Origin of the sequence: Marinobacter sp. (assembly GCF_041690615.1) — a bacterium.
Taxonomy (GTDB): Bacteria; Pseudomonadota; Gammaproteobacteria; order Pseudomonadales; family Oleiphilaceae; genus Marinobacter.
Map to the genome: position 1 here is coordinate 236,898 of NZ_JAWLGY010000004.1, position 21,827 is coordinate 258,724.

The following is a 21,827-nucleotide window of genomic DNA, read 5'->3' on the forward strand; positions in this document are numbered from 1 at the left end:
TTTGCCGTGGCAGATCCTTTTGGCTTTTTCGGCGAATTCTGCGGTTAATCCTGGATAAGCTCAGGATGCCGCTGCCGCCGTACCTCATTCATCCATCCGACCCCGTCGATTAACTCACCGGTCTCCGGATCAATGGGCGGGTACGGCAGGTTACGGTCGTCGCAATAGCGCTTGACCGTGGGCTGGCACCACTGGAACAGCAACCGCATGTAGTCGTCGTCCGGCAGTCGTCGTTGGTCGAACAGGCCGGCGAGTTTTCGCTGCCGCTGGGCCTCGGCCAGGATAATGGCACAGGCCGATGACACGTTCAGTGACTCCACCATACCCATCATGGGAATAATGATGTGCTCGTCGGCCTGGTCTGAGGCGCTCGCGCTGACCCCATCCACCTCGTTGCCCATGATGACCGTGCAGGGCACGGTATAGTCAACCTCCCGATAGTCAACCGCCCGCTCAGACAGCTGCGCAGCATAGAGCTTGTGGCCACTGGCCTTCAGTGAGGCAACCGCCTCGTCCATGGTGGGATGGGTGTGAGTGCGAACCCAGTTATAACTGCCCCCGGCCGTCTTGCGGAACGCCCGGAAGCCCTCCTTGGGCCACACCACATGCATATTGGCCAGCCCAAAGGCATCACAGGAACGAATAATGGCGGACAGATTACGGGGCTTGTGGACCTGGTCGGTCAGCACACTGAGGTCGGGTTGGCGGGTATCCAGGATCTGCTTGATACGGGCGAGGCGTTCGGGGGTCATGGTCAGGTCTTCTACTGCATGGTTGCCGTAAAAGCCAGGCACTTTACCACAAATGACTACCAACTAACCGAGACAACGGTGGTTGATGAATAGCCACACCGTTATAATACGCGGTCCGATTCTGCCAGCGTCCCGCAGGCGCCGAATTCACCAGGTTAGTTGAGACCCATGGCCAAGAAGCTTTACATCAAGACCCACGGCTGCCAGATGAACGAGTACGACTCCGCCCGTATGGCGGACCTGCTCAGGACCGGCGAAGCGGTGGAAATGACCGACACCCCGGAAGACGCCGATATCCTGCTATTGAACACCTGTTCCATCCGTGAAAAGGCCCAGGAAAAGGTCTTCCACCAACTCGGCCGCTGGAAGGGTCTCAAAAAGCACAAGCCGGAACTGATCATCGGCGTTGGCGGCTGCGTTGCCAGTCAGGAAGGCCAGGCCATCATTGACCGGGCACCCTACGTGGACATGGTGTTCGGCCCCCAGACCCTGCACCGCCTGCCGGACATGATCACCGAGATCAAGGCCAAAGGTAACGGCGTGGGCGTGGTTGACGTGAGCTTCCCGGAAATCGAGAAATTCGACAACCTGCCCCAGCCAGGTGCGGACGGCCCCTCTGCCTTCGTTTCCATCATGGAAGGCTGCAGCAAGTACTGCACATTCTGCGTCGTGCCCTACACCCGTGGCGAGGAAGTCAGCCGCCCGGTGGACGACGTCATCGTGGAAGTCGCCCACCTGGCCAGCCAGGGCGTGCGGGAAGTCAACCTGCTGGGCCAGAACGTCAACGCCTACCGGGGCGAAACCCACGACGGCGACACCATGGACCTGGCTGAGCTCATCGAAGTTATCGCCACCATTGATGGCATCGACCGCATCCGCTACACCACCTCGCACCCGGTGGAGTTCTCGGACGCACTGATCGAGGTCTACGAGCGTGTACCGGAGCTGGTCAGCCACCTGCACCTGCCGGTCCAGAGTGGCTCCGATCGCATCCTGGCGGCCATGAAGCGCGGCCACACGGCGATCGAATACAAGTCGAAGCTGCGTCGCCTGCGCAAGATCCGCCCCGACATCAGCTTCTCATCTGATTTTATCATCGGCTTCCCCGGGGAAACCGACAAGGACTTCGAAGACACCATGAAGCTGATCAACGACATCGGCTTCGACGTGTCCTTCAGCTTCATCTACAGCGCCCGCCCGGGCACCCCGGCCTCCGACCTGCCGGACGACACGCCGATGGACGTCAAGAAACAGCGACTGGCAATCCTGCAGCAGCGCATCAACCAGCAGGCCATGGACATCAGCCGCAAGATGGTGGGCACCACCCAGCGCATCCTGGTCACCGGCCTGTCCAAGAAAGACCCGGGCGAGTATGCCGGTCGTACCGAAAACAACCGCATCGTCAACTTCCGCCACGAGAACCCTGAGGTGGTTGGCCACTTTATCGATGTGGAAATCAAGGAAGCGTTACCGAACTCTCTCAGAGGGATTCCGGTAAATGACGAACTATACTGAGGGTGAGGATCACAGTCTGATCGGTCGTGGTGCGGGGTGGTATTTCTGCACAAAAAGGTGTCGGGTTGCGCGTAGAAGGCAAAGCGAGTTCTTTTTCCGGAAGAAATACCACCCCGCGGCGCGACCAGCCCCCGTTTCAGGAATACAGAGGAAAGATTGACTACAACCACCGAAGCAAGACAATTTGATCTGAGCCCGGCAGACCAGCGCCGGCTGACTGTACTGTGCGGCCAGTTTGACGAACACCTCAAACACATCGAACGCCGCATGAACGTCCGCATCGGCCGCCGTGGCCACCACTTCCGCATCGAAGGCGCGCCCGAAAATGCCACCGCCGCCACCGAGGTCATCCGCCATCTCTACCGGGAAACCGAAGCCACCGACGACATCAGCCCGGAAACGGTCCACCTGTTCATCCGGGAATCCGGCTTCGAGCGCATGCCCGAAGCCTCGGAGTGGGACGGCAACCAGATCGCCATCAAAACACCCAAGCTCCAGGCCCGGCCCAGGGGCAAGAACCAGCAGAAGTACGTCCATAACATCCGTAACCACGACGTCAACTTCGGCATTGGCCCCGCCGGCACCGGCAAGACCTGGCTGGCGGTGGCCTGCGCCGTGGAAGCCCTCAAGGACGAACAGGTCAAACGCATCCTGCTGGTGCGCCCGGCCGTGGAAGCCGGCGAAAAACTGGGCTTCCTGCCCGGCGACCTGGCCCAGAAGGTCGACCCCTACCTGCGCCCCCTGTACGACGCCCTCTACGAAATGCTCGGCTTTGAACAGGTGACCCGGCTGATCGAAAAAAGCGTCATCGAGATCGCACCCCTGGCCTTCATGCGGGGGCGCACACTGAACAACTCGTTCATTATCCTCGACGAGAGCCAGAACACCACCCGCGAGCAGATGAAAATGTTCCTGACCCGAATCGGGTTCGGTTCGACAGCCGTGATTACCGGCGACACCACCCAGGTGGACCTGCCCCGGGGCCAGAACTCCGGCCTGATCCATGCGGCGAGCGTACTCAGCAAGGTTTCGGGCATTGGCTTTACCCGATTCGAGTCCGCCGATGTGGTTCGCCATCCGCTGGTACAGCGCATTGTGGAAGCCTACGACGACTTCGGGGACGGCGAACCGGTATGAGCCAGCTGACCGTGGATGTCCAGCGGGTTATCGAAGATGACGCACTGCCCGGGGATGACGCCCTGATTCGCTGGGCACGGGCCGGCTGGCAACAGGACCGCGATTCCGAAGTGACCCTGCGCCTGGTAGACGAAAGCGAGAGCCGGGAACTGAACCACCAGTACCGCGGCAAGGACAAGCCCACCAACGTGCTGTCCTTCCCATTTGAAGCGCCAGCCGGTATAACAGTGCCTCTGGCCGGTGATCTGGTGATCTGCGCGCCGGTGGTGGCCCGGGAAGCCACCGAACAGAACAAGACACCTGAAGCACACTGGGCTCACATGATTATCCACGGCATGCTGCACCTTCAAGGCTACGACCATATTGAAGATGCTGACGCCGAGGTCATGGAAGCCCTGGAAATCCGGTTGCTGGCCGAACTTGGCTATAACAACCCCTACGAGACAGAGGAATCGGAACCACACTCATGAGCGACGATCAGTCGAGTCGCGGCCAGGACCGAAAGTCCTGGCTGGAGCGAATATCCCAGGCTTTCTCCAGCGAGCCTGAGTCCGTCGAGGACGTGCTGGAGATCCTTCGCGACGCCGAAGAACACAACATTATCGACACCGATGCCATGAGCATCATCGAAGGTGCCATGCAGGTTATCGACATGCGCGTCGACGAAATCATGATCCCCCGCTCCCAGATGGTGACCGTGAAGGCCTCCCAGGAACCCAGGGCCTTTCTCAAGGAAATCATCGACTCTGCCCACAGCCGCTTCCCGGTCATTGGCGACAGTCAGGATGACGTAATCGGCGTGCTGCTGGCCAAGGACCTGCTGCCCCTGGCCCTGAACAACGAACTCAACTGGAACCGGATTCGCGAGATTCTGCGTCCGCCCACCTTTGTGCCCGAGAGCAAACGCCTGAACCAGCTGCTCAAGGAATTCAAGGAAACCCGCAACCACATGGCCATTGTGGTGGATGAGTACGGCGGCACCGCTGGCCTGATCACCATCGAGGACGTACTCGAACAGATTGTTGGCGAGATCGAGGACGAGCACGACTTTGATGAGGAAACCAACATCAAACCCCATGGTGACGGTTCCTGGGCGGTCAAGGCGGTCACCTCCGTAGAGGACTTCAACGAGTTCTTCGGTACAGATATGGACGAACAGGAGTTCGACACCATTGGCGGAGTCGTCCTCAAGGAATTCGGCCACCTCCCCCGCCGGGGCGAAACCATCAGTTTCTACGGCTTTACCTTCACCATTGCCAACGCCGACAACCGGGTTATCCGGTTACTGCAGGTGACCCGGGACGATGTTGAGTAACCCGCTGGCCCGAGCACCCCGCTGGGCCGGGGCTTTGGTGCTGCTGGTTGCCGGCGCACTGCAGACGCTGACCCTCTCACCCTGGCAATGGTGGTGGCTGGGGCCGGTATCCATTGCACTGATTATTGCCGTGACCCTGTTCCAGTCACCCCGGCAGCTGTTTGTTTCAGGCTGGCTGACCGGCCTGGGACTGTTCGCGTCCGGCGTCACCTGGATCTATATCAGCATCAGCGAGCATGGCAACACCTCTATTCCTGTGGCTGTGGTGCTGATGGCGTTGTTCGTGGCTGGCCTCGGGCTGGTGCACGGCATTGCGTTCTGGTGCTGGGGGAAGCTGGCGAAAGAGAGCACCGTACGCCGTCTGATCCTGTTTCCGGCGGTCTGGGTACTGACCGACTGGATACGCGGCTGGCTGCTGACCGGTTTCCCGTGGCTCTACCTGGGCACCGCCCATGTGGATGGCCCCCTGGCGGGCTGGGCACCACTGGCCGGCGTGCATGGTGTCACCCTGATCGTTACAGGCACCGGTGCTGCACTGTATGCAATCTACGGCCTGGCCCGGAGTCGTCGCAACACGGCTACCGGCATTCTCGCAGCCTGCACGCTGGCCCTCTGGCTAGCCGGCCCGGCCCTGAACCGTGTCCCCTGGACCCAGGTCAGTGACGAGCCGCTGACCTTTGCCACCATGCAGGGCAACATTCCCCAGCAGATCAAATGGGATCCGGATTTTCTCAGGGACCAGTTGGTGGTCTACCTGGGACTGACAGAAGAAGACTGGGGCCGGGACATCATCCTGTGGCCGGAAACTGCCATCCCCATTACCCAGGACGAGGCGGGGCCGATCATCGAGCATATTCGTTCAAAGCTTGGCGACGACAGTGTGCTCATCAGCGGCATCCCCTGGTACACCTACAGCGCCGACCGGGAGGGCTACACCTACCACAACTCCATACTGGCCATTGGCGACAGGGGCGACGGCGTATACCACAAGCAGAAACTGGTGCCATTCGGAGAATACGTGCCCCTGGAGCAGTGGCTACGGGGCATTATCGGGTTTTTCGACTTGCCCATGTCCAGCTTCAGCCCGGGGCCGAAATACCAGGAGCCCCTGGCCGCCGGCGAGGCCAGGCTGATGCCGGCGATTTGCTACGAGGTAGCCTATCCGGATTTCGTGGCCATGAACGCACGCCGGGGCAACCTGCTGGTCACCATCAGTAACGATGGCTGGTTCGGGGATTCCATCGGCCCCCATCAGCACCTGCAGATGGCCAGGATGCGAGCCCTGGAAACCAGCCGCTACATGCTGCGGGGCACCAACAACGGCGTGACCGCTGTGATCGATGAAAAAGGCCAGGTCAGCGGACGTATTCCCCAGTTCGAACGGGAGCTACTCAGGGGCGAGTTACACACAGCCAGCGGTAATACACCCTTCATGTTGACGGGGTCCTGGCCGGTGCTGACGCTGGTCGCTATCCTGATCGTGTTCGTGCGCGAGCGGGTGATCCCCAAAAACCGATGACCGTCCGGGCCGGAGCCCTTCCGATCAGCGGCAGGGTTCCAGGTAGTCGATCAGCAACTGCAGGCTGGTGCGCCCGCGAAAGGTGTTGGCGTCCGGCTTGTACACCACCCGGGCGCCGCAACGGGTGAAGTCCGGCACTTCCGGGCCGGTATTGAACGCAATACCATCGACCACCAGGCTCCCCTCCGCCGGCTGCAATACCAGCTTCAGATGGTTCTCCCCCACGACCCGCTGGCTGATGACCCGGAACTCACCGTCAAACAGGGGCTCCGGAAAATGCTGCCCCCATGGTCCTGCTTTCCTGAGGAGGTGCGCGGTTTCAAGGCTCATTTCCGACGCGCTCAATGGCCCGTCGGTGACGATAGCCGCCTCCAGATCCTCTGGTGTCAGCATATCTCGAACCACCTGGTCAAAGGCCCGACCGAAGCGCTCAAGTTCGTCGCGCTCGATGGTCATTCCCGCGGCCATGGCGTGACCACCAAACTTCTTCAACAGCCCGGGGTGCCTCGTATCCACCGCCGCAAGGGCATCACGGATGTGGAGACCGGGGATCGATCGGGCCGATCCCTTGATATGAACACCGTCATCATCCGGCGCAAAGGCGATGGTCGGCCGGTGGGTCTGCTCCCGGATCCGGGCCGCCAGGATACCGATCACGCCCTGATGCCAGTCCGGGTCAAACAAGGCGAGCCCCCAGGGCAGCCCTTCCAGGTCCAGTGACATGGAAGCCAGCAGTTCCTGGGCCTGGGCCTTCATCTCCCGCTCAATGGTCCGGCGCTCCCGGTTGAACGTGTCCAGCTCCCGCGCCAGGCGCCGCGCGTCATCCGGATCGTCCGCCAACAGGCAGGCAATACCGATACTCATGTCATCCAGCCGGCCCGCCGCATTCAGGCGAGGGCCCACCACAAAGCCAAGGTCAGTGGAGCTGATCGCGGTATGGTCCCGACCCGCAACTTCCAGCAACGCCAGAATACCTGGTCGCGCCAGGCCCTGGCGGATTCGCCGCAGGCCCTGCTCCACAAATATCCGGTTATTGTGATCCAGGGGGACCACGTCGGCCACGGTACCCAGGGCCACCAGGTCCAGCAGACTGCCAAGGTTGGGCTCTGGTTGAGGCAGCCGGCCGGCCTCGCGCAAGTGCTTGCGCAGGGCAGTAAGCACATAGAACATGACGCCAACGCCGGCGGCATTCTTGCTCAGGAAAGGACACCCCGGCTGATTGGGATTGACAATAGCATCGGCGTCCGGAAGGCTGTCTCCGGCGAGGTGGTGATCCGTGACCACCACTTTCATGCCAGCGGCCCGGGCGGCGGCAACGCCCTCGTGAGCGGAGATGCCGTTATCGACGGTCAGCAGGAGATCAGGCTCCGCACCTTCTTCCAGCAGCCGCTCAATGATACCCGGCGTCAGGCCATAGCCATCGGCAAACCGGCTGGGCACACGGAAATCCACATCGCCCAGCCCCATCATGGACAACCCAAGCATGGCAACGGCCGTGCTGGTCGCGCCGTCGGCATCGAAGTCGCCAAGTATCAGCACAGATTGCTGCTGTTCGATGGCGTCAGCAAGCAGGGCCACTGCCCGGTCAATACCCCGCAGGGTCATGGGGGAAGCAAGGTGCTTGAGGGTATAGGCCAGTTCTTCGTCAGAGGTCACCCCCCTTCCGGCATATAGGCGGCGAAGCAGTGGAGGCAGGTCTTGGCCCCACTCCGATACCGTTTGGGGGCCGGAGCGTCGCAGGATCTTTCTGGGGGTCATAGCAACTCCGGGCGCCCCGGGAGGGCGCCCCAACTACACAGGTCAGGCATATTTCCAGTGCTTGGCCATGAACGCCTGAACGTTGGTCAGGTTGTTATCGAGCACGGTGTAACGCTCTTCCCGCTCAAACAGATCGGCCATATGAGCCGGCAGCTGAGGCTTCACTGTGAGACCGGCCTCGGCGATCGCATCCGGGAACTTGGCCGGGTGCGCAGTACCCAGGGTGATCATGGGTACGGACGGGTCCCGGCGACAACTGCGAGCAGCCTTGACACCAATTGCTGTGTGGGGGTCCAGCAGGTACTCGTTCTCGTCGTAGACCTGACGGATGGTTTCGCAGGTGGCCTTATCGTCCACCGCGTCACTATCAAACAGCTTGCGGGCATGGCGCCAGCGGTAGTCCTCTATGCTGACCGGCCCCCTGGCCGCGTTTTCCAGCAGAAGCTTCACCGCCGCACCATCACGGCCGTGGAGATCAAACAACAGGCGTTCGAAGTTACTGGACACCATGATGTCCATACTCGGAGACAGGGTGTGCTCCAACTGGTGCTGCTCGTAGCGGTTACCACTCATGAACCGGTGCAGGATATCGTTGCGATTGGTGGCAATCACCAGCTGAGAGACGGGCAGTCCCATCTTCTTCGCCAGGTAACCGGCGAAAATATCCCCGAAGTTACCGGTAGGGACGGAAAATGCCATGGACCGATCCGGCCCGCCCAGTGCCAGCGAGGCCTGGAAGTAGTACACGATCTGGGCCATGATCCTTGCCCAGTTGATGGAGTTCACCGCCGCAAGCCGTGCCTTGCCACCGAGGAACGACTGGTCGCCAAAGCTGGCCTTCACCATACGCTGGCAGTCATCAAAGTTACCCTCGATGGCCAGGTTATGGATGTTATCGCCGGGGACCGTCGTCATCTGACGGCGCTGCACTTCCGAGACCCGCTGGTGCGGATGGAGAATGAAGATGTCCACGTGTTCGCAGCGACGACAGCCCTCAATGGCCGCCGAACCGGTATCTCCGGAGGTAGCCCCCATGATCACAGCATGTTCATTACGCTTCGCCAGCACATAGTCCAGCAAGCGGCCCAGTAGCTGAAGGGCGAAGTCCTTGAACGCCAGGGTCGGCCCCCGGAACAGTTCCAGCACCCACTCATTGGTATCCAGCTGAACCAGCGGCGCTACTGCTTTGTGGGCAAAAACTCCGTAGGTTTCGTCCAGCATTTTCCGGAAATCCTCCTCCGGAATGGCATCGTCAACGAACGGGTGCATGATGTTGAATGCCAGCTCGCTGTATGACAGACCCCGCCAGCTGCGAATTTCCTCAAGGCTGAAATGAGGAAGGGACTCGGGTACATAGAGCCCGCCGTCGGTGGCGAGGCCGGTCAGCAGGACATCCTCGAAGCCCAGCGCGGGTGCTTCACCCCGTGTACTGATGTATCTCACGTGCTTACCTGTCAGTTGAAGTTTTCTGCGCGGATGCGGACCACCTGGTCATCCACTTCGTCCAGGGCTTCCAGCTCCTCGATGGCCTGGTTGACCTGGCGCTCCTGTACCGTATGGGTGAGGATGATCACCGGAATCCGGCCATCATGGACCTCGGATTCCTTCTGCATGATGGACTCAATATTGATGCCATGCTCACTGAGGATGGACGCCACCTTGGCCAGCACGCCCGGACGGTCCAGGGCCTGGATACGCAGGTAATAGGCAGACTGGGTGTACTCCATGGGCAACACTTCCAGGTCCTCGATGGCCTCCGGTGCGAAGCCGAGATAGGGCACCCTTCCCTGGCCTCCGGCCTGGATGGTACGGGCCACATCAACAATGTCGGCAATTACGGCAGAGGCGGTGGCCTCGTCGCCGGCACCCGGGCCGTAGTACATGGTCTGACCCACGGCATCTCCGTCCACCAGTACCGCGTTAAGGACGCCGTCCACCTGGGCAATCAGGTGGCTCTGGGGTACGAGCGTGGGATGAACCCGAAGTTCAATGCCGCCTTCCCGTCGGCGAGCGATGCCCAGGTGCTTGACCCGGTAACCCAGCAGTTCGGCGTGGGCAATGTCATAGGGTGTCAGGCGGGAGATCCCTTCGGTGTAGGCCCGGTCAAACTGCAGGGGCACACCGAAGCTGGCCGACGCCATGATGGTGAGCTTGTGGGCGGCATCGACACCTTCCACGTCGAACGTCGGATCGGCTTCCGCGTAACCCAGGTCCTGGGCCTCCTGCAGCACCTCATTGAAGGGGCGCCCCTTGCGCATCTCCGTGAGGATGTAGTTGCCGGTACCGTTGATAATACCGGCCAGCCAGTCGATGCGGTTGGCTGCCATGCCTTCACGGATCGCCTTGATAACGGGAATACCACCGGCCACACCCGCCTCATAGGCAACGGCAACTCCCGCCTCGGCGGCCGCTTCAAAGATCTCGTTGCCATGGACGGCAATCAACGCCTTGTTGGCTGTGACCACATGCTTGCCCTTGGCGATGGCTGCGAGGACAAGCTCTCGGGCGGTCTCATAGCCGCCGATCAACTCGACAACCACATCCACATCCGGGTCGTTGACCACGTCCATGATGTCGGTACTGAAGGAAATATCGCCAAGATCAATGTCATCCCGCCAGGTGCGCGTGGCTACCCGTACCGTGCGGATGGCACAACCGGCACGACCGGCAATCAGGCCGGCATTTCTGGCCAGCACATTGAACGTTCCGCCACCGACGGTCCCCAAGCCGCAGATTCCGACCCTGACTTCTTTCAAGCTTCCACCTCAATGCCCGATTAATGATATGGGGGCCTAGTATACCGATTAGCCGGTCTCAGAACAGCACCACCCGGTCAATATCGGGCACGGGTTCAGAGCAGGCCGAGACCTTCTGCCAGCTTGTCTGCCGGTACGTAGCCACGAATCATGTTGCCATCTTCCGTCAGGATGGCCGGGGTCCCGGTGACACCCACCTCGCGGCCCAGTTGGTACTGCTCCTCCACCGGGTTGTCGCAGCTGGCGTCGGGGACAGTCTCACCGGCCTTCGCCTGATCCATGGCAGCCAGCTGGTCCTCGGCGCACCACACAGATTCATATTTGGCGAACGACGGTGTTCCCGGTCCGGAGCGAGGGAAGGCATAGTAGTTCACGGTAATGCCCAGCTCGTTAAGCCGGCCCATCTCGTCGTGCAGCTTGCGGCAATAGGGACAGTCGATATCGGTAAACACATCGACCTCCGCCTTCTGGTCGCCGTCGGCCGGGTAGGTGATCAACCCTTCCTCACCGAAGGCGGCCATGGTCTTTGCCCGCTCACCGGACCGGGCCTTCTCGGTGACGTTGACCACGCCATTATCGGTCAGCTGAAGCATCTCTCCGGCAACAATGTACTCACCGTCCTCGGTAGCGTAGATCATGTCGCGGTTGTTCGTCCGCACCTCGTAAAGACCAGGCACGGCGGACTCCTGTACCGCATCGACCCGCAGGCCCGGGACCGCCTCATTCAGCCGCTTGGTAATGATTTCTTCCGGGGTGTCCGCTGCAGCCTGGGGGACCGTTATGATCAGGCCCAGCACCAGGCCGGCTGCCAAGCTGACGGACTTACCACGCAGGACAAGGGATAACAGTTGCTTCATGGATAACCCTGCTTTATCAAAAGGGATGGATTGAGGATTCGGCGCTCAGTAGACCAAAGCCATGCCCCGGGGGCAATTGTTCACTGACCGGATTGTGACTGAACGACAGTGAAAAAGTTCAGCCCCGGGGGTGGTGGGTGTGATGCAGGTCCTGCAGGCGCTGGCGGGCTACATGGGTATATATCTGGGTCGTTGACAGATCTGCATGCCCTAGCAACATCTGCACGACCCGCAGATCGGCACCATGATTCAGCAGGTGGGTTGCGAAGGCATGGCGCAGGGTATGGGGCGACAGCTTCTTGCGGATACCCGCCCGACCGGCATAGTGGCGGATTCGGTACCAGAAAGCCTGGCGACTCATTGCCGTGCCCCGGTTCCCCGGGAACAGGTCATCCGACACCCTGCCCCGCAATAGCTCGCCCCGCGCCTCATTCATGTACCGGAGCAGCCAGTCCACAGCCTCCTCGCCCATGGGAATAAGGCGTTCCTTATCCCCCTTGCCGGTTACCCGGATTACTCCCTGCCGGATATTGACCTGGTCCACACGCAATGACACCAGCTCACTGACCCGTAGCCCACAACCGTACAGGATCTCCAGCATGGCGCGGTCACGCAGCTCCAGCCGCTCATCCTGAATCTGCTGCCCCAGCGGCTCATTCAGCAGCGCCTCCACGTCAGCCTCGGATAGGGTATCAGGCAGTCGGCGAGCAAGATGAGGGCTTTCGATTCGCAGGGTCGGATCTTCTATCACCAGCTGTTCCCGCAAAAGATAGCGATAGAACCGACGCAACCCCGACAGGCGGCGGGCCGCTGTGGCATTCTTGCGGCCCTGCACAAACGCCGAGGATATCCAATCCAGCAGGTGCTGACGGCCGGCTTGCGACAGGGCCGGCGCACCCGGCCGGTCTGCCAGCCAGGCGGACAACAGGCGCAAATCGCTGCCATAGGCCGAGCGGGTTTTTTCCCCCAGCCCATCCTCCAGCCAGAGCGCATCCAGAAACCGCTGGATCAGGCGTTCATCGTCATCCCGCAGGGGTTTTCTGCTGACCCGTTCAGCCACCCGATAGCCTCCGTCGTGGGTTCATCGAACATCCGGACACGAAAAAGGGCAGCCGGAGCCGCCCTTCTTCTACACCCGCAAACCTGGCACCGCCCTGCCTGCAGACATGACTACCGTGCCGAGATCAGCCCAGCTTTTCCTTGATCCGCGCAGCCTTGCCGGACAGCTCACGCAGGTAGTACAGCTTGGCCTGGCGAACGTCACCGCGGCGCTTGACAGTGATGCTGTCAATCAGACGGGAAAAGGTCTGGAAGGTACGCTCAACGCCCACACCGTAGGAGACCTTGCGTACGGTGAAAGAGGAATTCATACCGCGGTTACGCTTGCCGATAACCACGCCTTCAAAGGCCTGCAGACGCTCACGGTTACCCTCGGTTACGCGAACCTGAATAACCACTGTGTCGCCCGGGGCAAACTCGGGGATTTCCCGATTCATCTGCTCCGCTTCAATCTGACTGATGATGTCGTTCTTACCACTCATCGTTATGTGCTCCTGATACCCAATCTCATAATGCCCTGATTCAATCAGAGGCACCCGGTTCGTTTAAAATCTCGTCCAGCAGCTCACGCTCTTCGTCCGTCAGCACCCGCTGCTCCAGCAGGTCGGGGCGTCGCTCCCGGGTTCGCCTCAGCGACTCTCTGAGCCGCCAGCGCCGGATCTGTTCGTGGTGACCGCCTAACAATACATCCGGCACCGCCTGACCCTCATAGACTTCGGGCCGGGTGTAGTGCGGACAATCCAGCAGACCGTCAGCAAAGGAATCCTGCTCCGCTGACTGCGCATGACCCAGCGCTCCGGGGATGAAGCGTGTAACCGCATCGATGACGGCCATGGCCGCCAGTTCGCCACCGGAGAGAACAAAATCTCCCAGCGACACTTCCCGATCGACTTCCGTCGAGATCAGGCGTTCGTCCACACCCTCGTAGCGACCCGCCACGAGAATCAGACTGTCCTGTGAAGCCAGCGACTCCACCACCTGCTGATCCAGCCTTTCACCCTGGGGTGAGAGGTAAACCACACAGGCCTTACCCGGTGCTTCCTCGCGGGCAGCGTGGATAGCATCCCGAAGGGGCTGAATTTTCATCAGCATACCGGGGCCGCCGCCATAAGGCCGGTCATCCACAGTGCGATGCCGGTCATGGGTAAATTCCCGGGGGTTCCAGCTGCGAAAGGTCAGTAACCCTTCACGAACTGCCCTGCCGGTAATCCCGTAGTCGGTGACCGCACCAAACATTTCGGGGAACAGGCTGACTGCGCCAACCCACACCCTCAGAACTCCGGATCCCAGTCGACAACGAGCCTGTCAGCAGCCAGGTCCACCTCCGTAACCACTTGGTCCGGAAGGTAGGGAATCAGCCGCTCACGCTGGTCAATGGAGGCGTCATCCGCCCTGACCACCAGTACGTCGTTGGCGCCGGTTTCCATCAGGTGGTGCACCCTGCCAAGGCGCTCACCCTCTGTTGTGACCACGCTGAGCCCTTCCAGCTGATGCCAGTAGTACTCACCTTCAGGCAATGGCGGCAGCTCCGACAACGGAACCCTTATTTCGGCTCCGCCGTAGGTCTGTGCCAGGTCACGATCGTCAATACCCTTGAGCTTGACCACAATACCGGGGCCATGACGCCGACCGGCTTCAAGCTCTGCCGGGATACGCTTGCCTTCGTGGACCAGTGTCCAGTTACGGTAGTTCAGAATCCCGTCAACGGGGTCTGTGTAGGAATAGACTTTCAGCCATCCCTTGACCCCGAAAACCGAGGTAATCCGGCCGATCACAGTTTCCTGTGGATGCTGTGTCATGCCAGGTCCCCGGTAAAACGCTTACTTGGCAGCGGCCTTCAGCAGCTGAGCAACACGCTCGGAAGGCTGCGCACCCTGGCTGATCCAGTACTGCACGCGCTCCTGGTCAACACGCAGACGCTCTTCCTGACCACGGGCTACCGGGTTGAAGAAGCCCACACGCTCGATGAAACGACCATCACGGGCGTTACGGCTGTCGGTTACTGCCAAGTGGTAAAAAGGACGCTTCTTGGCGCCGCCACGAGCCAAACGGATTGTTACCATTTCGACCAATATCCTGTTCAGTTGTACGAACTTTGTACGATGCGTGCGGAATGCCTTGGCAGCCGCACGTCGACCCATACTCGAAAGGGGCGCTATTCTATGCTAATTCCCCGGTAAAGAAAACAGGCAACACGTCCCGATTTCTACATACGGCCAAACGGGGGCATTCCCCCTCCGCCCGGCGGCATCATACCCTTCATTCCCCGCATCATGTTCTGCATGCCGCCCTTCTTGCCGAACTTCTTCATCATCTTCTGCATCTGCTTGTGCTGCTTGAGCAGACGGTTGATGTCCTGGATCTGGGTACCCGAGCCAGCCGCAATGCGCCGCTTGCGGGAGTTGTTGATCGTATCGGGATAACGGCGCTCCTTCGGCGTCATGGAGCAGATGATGGCTTCCATCTGGCCGAAGGTCTTGTCGTTCACCTGGCTCTGGGCCATCTGGGCCATCTGCCCCATACCTGGCAGCTTGTCCATCAGACCGGCCATGCCCCCCATATTCTTCATCTGCTGAAGCTGGTCCCGGAAGTCCTCAAGATCGAAGCCCTTACCCTTCTTGATCTTCCTGGTGAGCTTTTCCGCCTTCTGTTTGTCCAGCTTGCGCTCGGCTTCCTCGATCAGGGATAGCACATCCCCCATACCGAGGATCCGTGACGCCACCCGGTCCGGGTGGAAGGGCTCAAGGGCATCAGATTTCTCGCCCACACCCATGAACTTGATGGGCTTGCCGGTAATGTGGCGTACAGACAGCGCGGCACCGCCGCGGGCATCGCCATCGGTCTTGGTGAGCACCACACCGGTCAGCGGCAGGGCATCACTGAAGGCCTTGGCAGTGTTGGCGGCGTCCTGGCCGGTCATGGCATCCACCACGAACAGGGTTTCCGCCGGGTTGACGGCCTTGTGGAGGCGGCCGATCTCGCCCATCATCTGCTCGTCAACGTGGAGCCGGCCGGCGGTATCCAGGATCACCACATCCACATGCTTCTTGCGGGCCGCGTCGATGGCGCCCTCGGCAATGGCGACCGGGTCCTGGTCTGTCGAGCTGGGGAAGAACTCAACACCGACTTCACCAGCAAGCGTCTCCAGCTGGCGAATGGCGGCGGGCCGGTAGATGTCGGCACTGACCACCATCACCGACTTTTTCTCACGCTCCCTCAACAGGCGCGCCAGCTTGGCAACAGTGGTGGTCTTACCCGCACCCTGCAAGCCCGCCATCATGATGACGGCGGGGGGGCGCACGGCGAGGTTCAGCTTTTCATCGCCGGACCCCATGACCTGCTCCAGCTCCTGCTGGACCACTTTCACAAATACCTGGCCCGGTGTCAGGCTGCGCTGAACCTCCTGACCCAGGGCCCGCTGACGAACCCCCTCAACAAAGGACTTGACCACTGGCAGGGCAACATCGGCCTCCAGCAGGGCCATGCGAACTTCCCGCAGGGTTTCCTTTATATTGTCATCAGTCAGCCTGGCCTGGCCGGAAATTTTCCTGAGACTCCCCGAGAGTCGGTCTGTCAGGTTTTCAAACATGGTGGTATCCGTAGCCCTGAGAATGAATCGCTGAAACGGCAGCGCCCTGTTTGCCGGACACGGGTGACCGGGCAATTCCGTAGTTGTGCCGGGACATGACGCCGCACGCAAACCGGTTGATTCCGGTTGCACAATCACGACATTATAACCAGACTAACGCGCTGAAACGACCAGCCCGGTCATTTCGGTATGCCAAAACCCGAAAGCCCGGACCCTATCACATAACCACCAACCAGGAATGCCATGGGAACGCTGATTCTCGCTGTAACCACCCTGTTCCTCTATAGCATTGGCACCGCCCTTCAGGCACTGGGCTTCAGAGGTCGCATCAGCGTCAACAAACCGATTCACACCATCATCGGCCTCCTGGGCCTGGTGGCCCATGGCCTGCTGGTATGGCGCACCCTGTTTCAGGATGGCGTCTTGAACCTGGGCTTTTTCCAGAGCTCGCTGCTGATTTCGCTGCTAATGGTGGCGCTGTTGCTGTTCATGAACCTGCGCAAACCCCTGGACAGCCTGTTTCTCGGCGTCTACCCGCTGGCCTGCGTCACTGTAGTGTTCGCGCTCCTGACCCACGCGCCGCCCCGCTTTATCCAGCGGGATGACTGGGGCATTCTGTCCCACATTGCCCTGTCCGTCACCGCCTACAGCCTGTTCGCGCTGGCTGCCGGCCAGGCCCTGTTACTCTACTTCCAGAATCGCCAGCTCAAGCACAACTACAACAGCCCACTGGTCCGTAACCTGCCACCCCTGCAAACCATGGAGTCGCTGTTGTTCGAACTGGTATGGGCCGGCGTAATCCTGCTGGTGCTGGCCATTGTGACCGGAGCCATCTTTGTCAGCGACCTTTTTGCCCAGGACTTGGCCCACAAGACGGTATTCTCGCTGATTTCCCTCGCGGTTTTCGCGGCTCTGCTGATCGGCCGCCAGACCCAGGGCTGGCGCGGCATTACCGCCAGCCGCTGGACCCTTGCCGGATGCGCCCTTTTGGCCCTCGCCTATTACGGCAGCAAGTTTGTGCTGGAACTGGTATTCCACCGGGCAGGTTGACACCCGGCCTGCCGGACCCTATTTTTCCCCTTCATACGCAACACAAGGACTTCCTCTCTTGAACGAGGCATCGCTAACGGCGCTGTTCTTTCTGCTTGCCGGCCTGATCGTTCTATCGGCTTTTTTCTCCAGCTCCGAAACCGGGATGATGTCCCTCAACCGGTATCGCCTCAAACATATGGCCAAGACAGGTCACCGGGGCGCCCGGCGGGCCCAGTCCCTGTTGCAGCGTACCGATCAGCTGATCGGGGTCATCCTGATCGGCAACAATTTTGTCAACATCCTCGCCTCGTCCATAGCCACGGTGATTGCTATTCGGCTCTGGGGCGATGCCGGTATTGCCATTGCGACAGTAGCCCTGACCATTGTCATCCTGATTTTCGCCGAGGTAACGCCAAAGACCCTGGCCGCGCTGTTCCCGGAAAAGATCGCCTTCCCCGCCAGCCATGTCCTTGGCCCCCTGCTGAAAATCCTTTACCCGGTGGTCTGGGCCGTTAACCTGTTTACGGGCCTTATACTGAAGATGCTCAGGGTCTCCGCAGACGATGCCAACTCTGAACACCTTTCACGGGAGGAGTTGCGCACGCTCGTCAACGAGGCGGGCGCGCTCATCCCCTCCAAGCACAAGGACATGCTGGTCAGTATTCTTGACCTGGAAAAGGTCACGGTGAACGACATTATCGTGCCGCGCAACGAAATTGTCGGAGTGGACCTGGAAGACGACATCGAAACCATCATGCGACAGCTGCGCAACAGCCAGCACACCCGCCTGCCAATCTACAAGGGAGACATCAACAACATTCAGGGCGTCCTGCACCTGCGCAACGTCTCCCGCCTGCTGATGCAGGAAAACGTCAACAAGGCCATGCTGATGCAGCTGTCACGGGAACCCTACTTCATCCCGGAGAGCACCCCCCTCAATACCCAGCTGATCAATTTCCAGAAAGCCAAGCGCCGTTTCGGCATCGTGGTGGACGAATACGGCGACGTCCTGGGTATTGCCACACTGGAAGATATCCTGGAAGAAATCGTCGGCGATTTTACCACGGACTACTCCGAAACCAGCCCCGATATCATCCCGCAGGATGACGGCACCTTTATTATTGACGGCAGCGCCGCAGTGAGGACCATCAACAAGAACCTCCACTGGAAACTGCCCACCGACGGACCGAAGACCCTTAATGGCCTGATCACCGAAACACTGGAATCCATCCCGGACACCAATGTGTGCCTGGTGATCCACGGCTATCGCACAGAAGTGCTCCAAATCAAGGACAACGTGGTAAAAGCGGCCATTGTGCACCCGGCACCACGGAAAAAATCCTTTATCCGCAAGCGCTCCTCGTGACGACATATACTGAATGGTTCTATTAATTGACTTTTAACAAGATCATGATTTAAACGATTTCTTGACCGCTACCACTCCTCTACCCAAAACTGAACCTGTGCGACACATTGACGCGCCAGCAACCAATCGGGCCCAGACCCGGGTAGTTGCCTGACAACAATAAGAGGAGAAGGTCCATGAGCCTTTCACATACCGTAGGTCTGCTGACCCACCCGGATGAAGAGTGGGAAGCCATTCGTAACGAATCCGAATCCGTGTCGAAGCTCTATTTCGGCCACATCTTCATATTGGCGCTGATCCCGGCGGCAGCCGCTTTCTACGGAACCACCCAGGTGGGCTGGCAGGTCGGGGGCAGCCAGGTAATTAAGCTGACTACGGGCAGCGCACTCCAGCTTTGTGCCCTAGCCTACGTGGCCATGCTTGCCGGCATCTACATCATCGGCAAGTTCATCGACTTCTTCGCAGCCACCTATGAGGTGAAGGAAACTACCCCCCGGGGCGTCACTCTGGCGGCTTACACAGCAACACCCATCTTCCTGCTCGGCGTGATTGCCGTGTATCCCAATATCTGGGTGAATATGGCGGTTGGCATTGCCGCAATTGCCTACTCGGTCTACCTTCTCTATGAGGGCCTGCCGATCCTGATGAAAATTCCGGAAGAGCGTGGCTTCATGTTCGCCTCGTCGGTGCTCACTGTCGGCCTGGTGATGTTCGTTGGCCTGCTCGCCATCAGCGTGGTTATCTGGAGCATGGGCATCGGTCCCCAGTATGTAAGCTGAACTCGCTTGTCCACAGAAGGTGAGCAGTGAAAGGCCGGCCGCAGAAGGACCGGCCTTTTTGCACTATAACGCATTGTCCGGGAAGCGTTTCTGTCGCTTTTCCAGGCAGCGTTTCTTTGTTACTAATAATTAATCGTGTAACGTCGGTATATTTTGCGATAGATTAAGCAGATAACGAATGAACCAAGAGAAAGCTCGGTAACGTATCCGGTTGAGGCGTATCAGGAGTCAGCCATGAACAGACAATCCGGCATACATTACCTGCACGACCGACCCGGTGCAGGGGGGCCGGTTTCCGTTCCTCCGGAAGTATCCCGGATCCGGGACACCGTGGTAGCAGGCCTGGGCGACCTTCTGCAGGGCGCCTTTGATGCCGTGGACGACTCCCTGTTCGAGCTTGCCAATAATGCCCGCAGCAATAACGAGCAGAACCGTTACTTCGAGGCGATGCGGGAGATCCGCATCAAGCGCAAGGGTGTTGAAAAGCAGTTCCAGCACTCCGTCGCATCCCTGTTTGAGCACCCGCCGCTGGCTGACGCGGACCAGCAGTCCCAGCACCAGCCATCACAGCAGGACTCTGCCTCTGCTGACAGCCTTTCCCTGGTCCAGGACGATGAGCTGGAAGAGCAGGTTGCGCTGAGCGCAATGATTTCCAAGGCCCGGGCCTATTTCCAGGGCCCCCTGCTGCAGTTGCAGACCCGCTTCACCGTGATCTATCCGAAGGCCTCAGAAGAGCGCCCGGTCAACCCGATGCTGCCGGACCACATCTGCAGGGCGTTCGCCAATGCAGCGGGCACCTTTGAAATCCAGATCCGTGAACGGCTTATTGTCCTCAAGCAGTTTGACCGCTACGTTATCGCCAACCTTGGCATGCTGATGGACGAGGCCAACCGCATCCTCGTTCAGGCCGGCGTGGTGCCGAACTTCCGCTACCAGGGCAAGACCCGGCAGGAGCACCCGGGTACAGCAGGCACCGGCCAGGTTCCCCCTGGCAGCAGTGAGGCGGCAGAATCCGGCGGCAACTACCAGGTCCGGGAAGACGACGCCCTGTTCCAACAGGTCCGCCAGTTACTGGCGGAACAGCGAGGCCACCGCAGCTACAGCGCCAGCCACTACAGCGGCCACCATGGTGGTACGGAGATCCATATTGTGGGAGGAGCCGAACTGCTTCAGATGCTCTCCCAGGCCTCTGCCAATACCGCCGGGCAGGGTGCTCCCCAGAACAATCTCAGCGCCGGTGAACCGGTGACCGTCGATCTGAGGGATCTGATCGAACACATCCTGGAGTCCCGGCAGACAGACGATGGCAAGCAACCCGCCCTTCAGGAGATGGACGAGGACCTGATCAACCTCGTGTCCATGCTTTTCGAATTCATCCTGGACGACTACAACCTGTCGGCACCGATTCAGGTACTCATCAGTCGCCTGCAGATTCCGATCCTGAAGGTGGTTATCAAGGACAAGTCATTCTTCAGCCGCGCCAATCACCCAGCCCGCAAGTTGCTCAACTCCCTGGCACGGGCCGGTATTGGCTGGAGCAACGCCGACGAGAAATCCCGGGACAAACTCTACGAACAGATCCATAACATTGTCGCCCGGATTCTTGACGACTTTGACGGCGACATCACCCTGTTCGAAACCCTGGGGGAAGAGTTCGACCAGTTCCTGACCCGGGAGAACCGCAAGGCGTCTCTGGTGGAGCAGCGAACCCGCGAGTCCGAGCGCGGCCGCATCAAGTCCCAGAAGGCCCAGGAGACTGTGGACCAGGTCCTCCGCGAGAGGCTTGCCCGCCGGCCGGTACCACCCGCCATTCACGACATCCTGATGAATGGCTGGAGCCGCGTCATGTTCCTGGCCTACCTGCGGGACGATGTGGAGCACCGCTGGGACCAGTCGGTACGGGTGGTGGACGACCTGGTGTGGTGCCTGCATCCTCACCTTGATGATGACGAGCGGGACCAGTGGGTACGGGTCGTGCCCCGCCTGCTCAAGGCCCTTCGTGCCGGGCTCGAGGAGGTGTCCTACAACTCTTCGCGTCTTGACGACATGATGGCAAAGCTCAAGCACGAGCTCACCGAGGCTTTCCGCAATCTGGCGCTGGCCGAGGCCCGCGAAGCGGATGAGCCGGAGCTGGCCGAGCCACCGGTTACCGGTACCACCGAGGGTTCCGAGGAACCACTGGACGCAGGTATTGCCGAGTTCCTGCCGAAGATTGATGCCATTAACATTGGCCAGTGGGTAGAGTTCCGTCTGGTAAACGGCTCCAGTTTCCGATGCAAGCTCTCCGCCATCATCGATGAAGCGGACTGCTTCGTGTTCGTTAACCGCATGGGGCTCAAGGTCATCGAGAAGACCCGTATCGACCTGGCCCACGAGATGCACCGCGGCCGACT

20 protein-coding genes are annotated in these 21,827 nt (G+C 60.0%); 9 read left to right on the top strand and 11 right to left on the bottom strand.

The genetic code is table 11. The features are described from left to right. Positions 1 to 44: 44 nt before the first annotated feature. Complete coding sequence (gene trmH, locus ACESMZ_RS05140) at positions 45 to 752, bottom strand: tRNA (guanosine(18)-2'-O)-methyltransferase TrmH (protein ID WP_372972301.1); 708 nt, start codon at positions 750 to 752, stop codon at positions 45 to 47. Between the two features lie 168 nt (positions 753 to 920). Between trmH and miaB the strand changes: the two genes are divergently transcribed. The 5 genes from miaB (at position 921) to lnt (ending at position 6,238) form a co-directional block, all read left to right on the top strand. Then, entirely contained in the window at positions 921 to 2,267 is a 1,347-nt protein-coding gene (gene miaB, locus ACESMZ_RS05145) for a tRNA (N6-isopentenyl adenosine(37)-C2)-methylthiotransferase MiaB (RefSeq protein WP_372955971.1), read from the top strand. A gap of 156 nt (positions 2,268 to 2,423) precedes the next feature. Continuing rightward, complete coding sequence (locus ACESMZ_RS05150; RefSeq protein WP_372955970.1) at positions 2,424 to 3,404, top strand: PhoH family protein; 981 nt, start codon at positions 2,424 to 2,426, stop codon at positions 3,402 to 3,404. Then, positions 3,401 to 3,874 (top strand): rRNA maturation RNase YbeY, encoded by a 474-nt coding sequence (ybeY, locus tag ACESMZ_RS05155; RefSeq protein WP_372955969.1) that lies wholly within the window; start codon positions 3,401 to 3,403, stop codon positions 3,872 to 3,874. Before ACESMZ_RS05150 ends, ybeY begins: the two co-directional genes overlap by 4 nt. Further along, entirely contained in the window at positions 3,871 to 4,719 is an 849-nt protein-coding gene (locus ACESMZ_RS05160; protein ID WP_372955968.1) for an HlyC/CorC family transporter, read from the top strand. Before ybeY ends, ACESMZ_RS05160 begins: the two co-directional genes overlap by 4 nt. Beyond that, positions 4,709 to 6,238: an apolipoprotein N-acyltransferase gene (gene lnt, locus ACESMZ_RS05165; RefSeq protein WP_372972302.1), complete on the top strand. Its 1,530-nt coding sequence runs from the start codon at positions 4,709 to 4,711 to the stop codon at positions 6,236 to 6,238. Before ACESMZ_RS05160 ends, lnt begins: the two co-directional genes overlap by 11 nt. A gap of 24 nt (positions 6,239 to 6,262) precedes the next feature. Here lnt and recJ read toward each other — a convergent pair whose 3' ends face one another. The 10 genes from recJ to ffh form a co-directional block, all read right to left on the bottom strand. Then, positions 6,263 to 7,996: a single-stranded-DNA-specific exonuclease RecJ gene (gene recJ / locus ACESMZ_RS05170; RefSeq protein ID WP_372972303.1), complete on the bottom strand. Its 1,734-nt coding sequence runs from the start codon at positions 7,994 to 7,996 to the stop codon at positions 6,263 to 6,265. Between the two features lie 42 nt (positions 7,997 to 8,038). After that, positions 8,039 to 9,439: a threonine synthase gene (gene thrC / locus ACESMZ_RS05175; protein WP_372972304.1), complete on the bottom strand. Its 1,401-nt coding sequence runs from the start codon at positions 9,437 to 9,439 to the stop codon at positions 8,039 to 8,041. A gap of 11 nt (positions 9,440 to 9,450) precedes the next feature. Further along, positions 9,451 to 10,752 (bottom strand): homoserine dehydrogenase, encoded by a 1,302-nt coding sequence (locus tag ACESMZ_RS05180; RefSeq protein ID WP_372972305.1) that lies wholly within the window; start codon positions 10,750 to 10,752, stop codon positions 9,451 to 9,453. A 95-nt stretch (positions 10,753 to 10,847) separates the two neighbouring features. Then, a complete protein-coding gene (locus ACESMZ_RS05185; RefSeq protein ID WP_372972306.1) occupies positions 10,848 to 11,609 on the bottom strand; it encodes a DsbC family protein in 762 nt (253 codons plus the stop codon). A 118-nt stretch (positions 11,610 to 11,727) separates the two neighbouring features. Then, positions 11,728 to 12,642: a site-specific tyrosine recombinase XerD gene (gene xerD, locus ACESMZ_RS05190; RefSeq protein WP_372972314.1), complete on the bottom strand. Its 915-nt coding sequence runs from the start codon at positions 12,640 to 12,642 to the stop codon at positions 11,728 to 11,730. A gap of 151 nt (positions 12,643 to 12,793) precedes the next feature. Next, positions 12,794 to 13,150: a 50S ribosomal protein L19 gene (rplS, locus tag ACESMZ_RS05195; RefSeq protein WP_372955962.1), complete on the bottom strand. Its 357-nt coding sequence runs from the start codon at positions 13,148 to 13,150 to the stop codon at positions 12,794 to 12,796. A 40-nt stretch (positions 13,151 to 13,190) separates the two neighbouring features. After that, on the bottom strand, positions 13,191 to 13,937 hold the full coding sequence (trmD, locus tag ACESMZ_RS05200) for a tRNA (guanosine(37)-N1)-methyltransferase TrmD (protein WP_372972307.1): 747 nt from the start codon (positions 13,935 to 13,937) through the stop codon (positions 13,191 to 13,193). A gap of 2 nt (positions 13,938 to 13,939) precedes the next feature. Beyond that, entirely contained in the window at positions 13,940 to 14,467 is a 528-nt protein-coding gene (rimM, locus tag ACESMZ_RS05205) for a ribosome maturation factor RimM (RefSeq protein WP_372972308.1), read from the bottom strand. 21 nt (positions 14,468 to 14,488) lie between these two features. Next, positions 14,489 to 14,731, bottom strand: coding sequence for a 30S ribosomal protein S16 (gene rpsP, locus ACESMZ_RS05210; RefSeq protein WP_372955959.1), 243 nt, complete (start codon positions 14,729 to 14,731; stop codon positions 14,489 to 14,491). A 143-nt stretch (positions 14,732 to 14,874) separates the two neighbouring features. After that, a complete protein-coding gene (gene ffh / locus ACESMZ_RS05215; protein WP_372955958.1) occupies positions 14,875 to 16,257 on the bottom strand; it encodes a signal recognition particle protein in 1,383 nt (460 codons plus the stop codon). A gap of 243 nt (positions 16,258 to 16,500) precedes the next feature. Here ffh and ACESMZ_RS05220 point away from each other — a divergent pair, with 243 nt between their 5' ends. The 4 genes from ACESMZ_RS05220 to ACESMZ_RS05235 form a co-directional block, all read left to right on the top strand. Further along, positions 16,501 to 17,307, top strand: coding sequence for an inner membrane protein YpjD (locus tag ACESMZ_RS05220; protein WP_372955957.1), 807 nt, complete (start codon positions 16,501 to 16,503; stop codon positions 17,305 to 17,307). A 58-nt stretch (positions 17,308 to 17,365) separates the two neighbouring features. Beyond that, on the top strand, positions 17,366 to 18,655 hold the full coding sequence (locus tag ACESMZ_RS05225; protein WP_372972309.1) for an HlyC/CorC family transporter: 1,290 nt from the start codon (positions 17,366 to 17,368) through the stop codon (positions 18,653 to 18,655). A 176-nt stretch (positions 18,656 to 18,831) separates the two neighbouring features. Beyond that, entirely contained in the window at positions 18,832 to 19,434 is a 603-nt protein-coding gene (locus tag ACESMZ_RS05230) for a Yip1 family protein (RefSeq protein WP_372955955.1), read from the top strand. A gap of 234 nt (positions 19,435 to 19,668) precedes the next feature. Next, positions 19,669 to 21,827, top strand: a 2,159-nt coding sequence (locus ACESMZ_RS05235) for a DUF1631 domain-containing protein (protein ID WP_372972310.1), incomplete at its 3' end; no start/stop codon positions are given.

Excerpts from the sequence above, each read along its gene's own strand:
- trmH (WP_372972301.1), bottom strand. The coding sequence starts at position 752 with ATGACCCCCGAACGCCTCGCCCGTATCAAGCAGATCCTGGATACCCGC.
- miaB (WP_372955971.1), top strand. The coding sequence starts at position 921 with ATGGCCAAGAAGCTTTACATCAAGACCCACGGCTGCCAGATGAACGAG.
- ybeY (WP_372955969.1), top strand. The coding sequence starts at position 3,401 with ATGAGCCAGCTGACCGTGGATGTCCAGCGGGTTATCGAAGATGACGCA.
- ACESMZ_RS05160 (WP_372955968.1), top strand. The coding sequence starts at position 3,871 with ATGAGCGACGATCAGTCGAGTCGCGGCCAGGACCGAAAGTCCTGGCTG.
- lnt (WP_372972302.1), top strand. The coding sequence starts at position 4,709 with ATGTTGAGTAACCCGCTGGCCCGAGCACCCCGCTGGGCCGGGGCTTTG.
- recJ (WP_372972303.1), bottom strand. The coding sequence starts at position 7,996 with ATGACCCCCAGAAAGATCCTGCGACGCTCCGGCCCCCAAACGGTATCG.
- ACESMZ_RS05185 (WP_372972306.1), bottom strand. The coding sequence starts at position 11,609 with ATGAAGCAACTGTTATCCCTTGTCCTGCGTGGTAAGTCCGTCAGCTTG.
- rplS (WP_372955962.1), bottom strand. The coding sequence starts at position 13,150 with ATGAGTGGTAAGAACGACATCATCAGTCAGATTGAAGCGGAGCAGATG.
- rimM (WP_372972308.1), bottom strand. The coding sequence starts at position 14,467 with ATGACACAGCATCCACAGGAAACTGTGATCGGCCGGATTACCTCGGTT.
- rpsP (WP_372955959.1), bottom strand. The coding sequence starts at position 14,731 with ATGGTAACAATCCGTTTGGCTCGTGGCGGCGCCAAGAAGCGTCCTTTT.
- ffh (WP_372955958.1), bottom strand. The coding sequence starts at position 16,257 with ATGTTTGAAAACCTGACAGACCGACTCTCGGGGAGTCTCAGGAAAATT.
- ACESMZ_RS05220 (WP_372955957.1), top strand. The coding sequence starts at position 16,501 with ATGGGAACGCTGATTCTCGCTGTAACCACCCTGTTCCTCTATAGCATT.
- ACESMZ_RS05230 (WP_372955955.1), top strand. The coding sequence starts at position 18,832 with ATGAGCCTTTCACATACCGTAGGTCTGCTGACCCACCCGGATGAAGAG.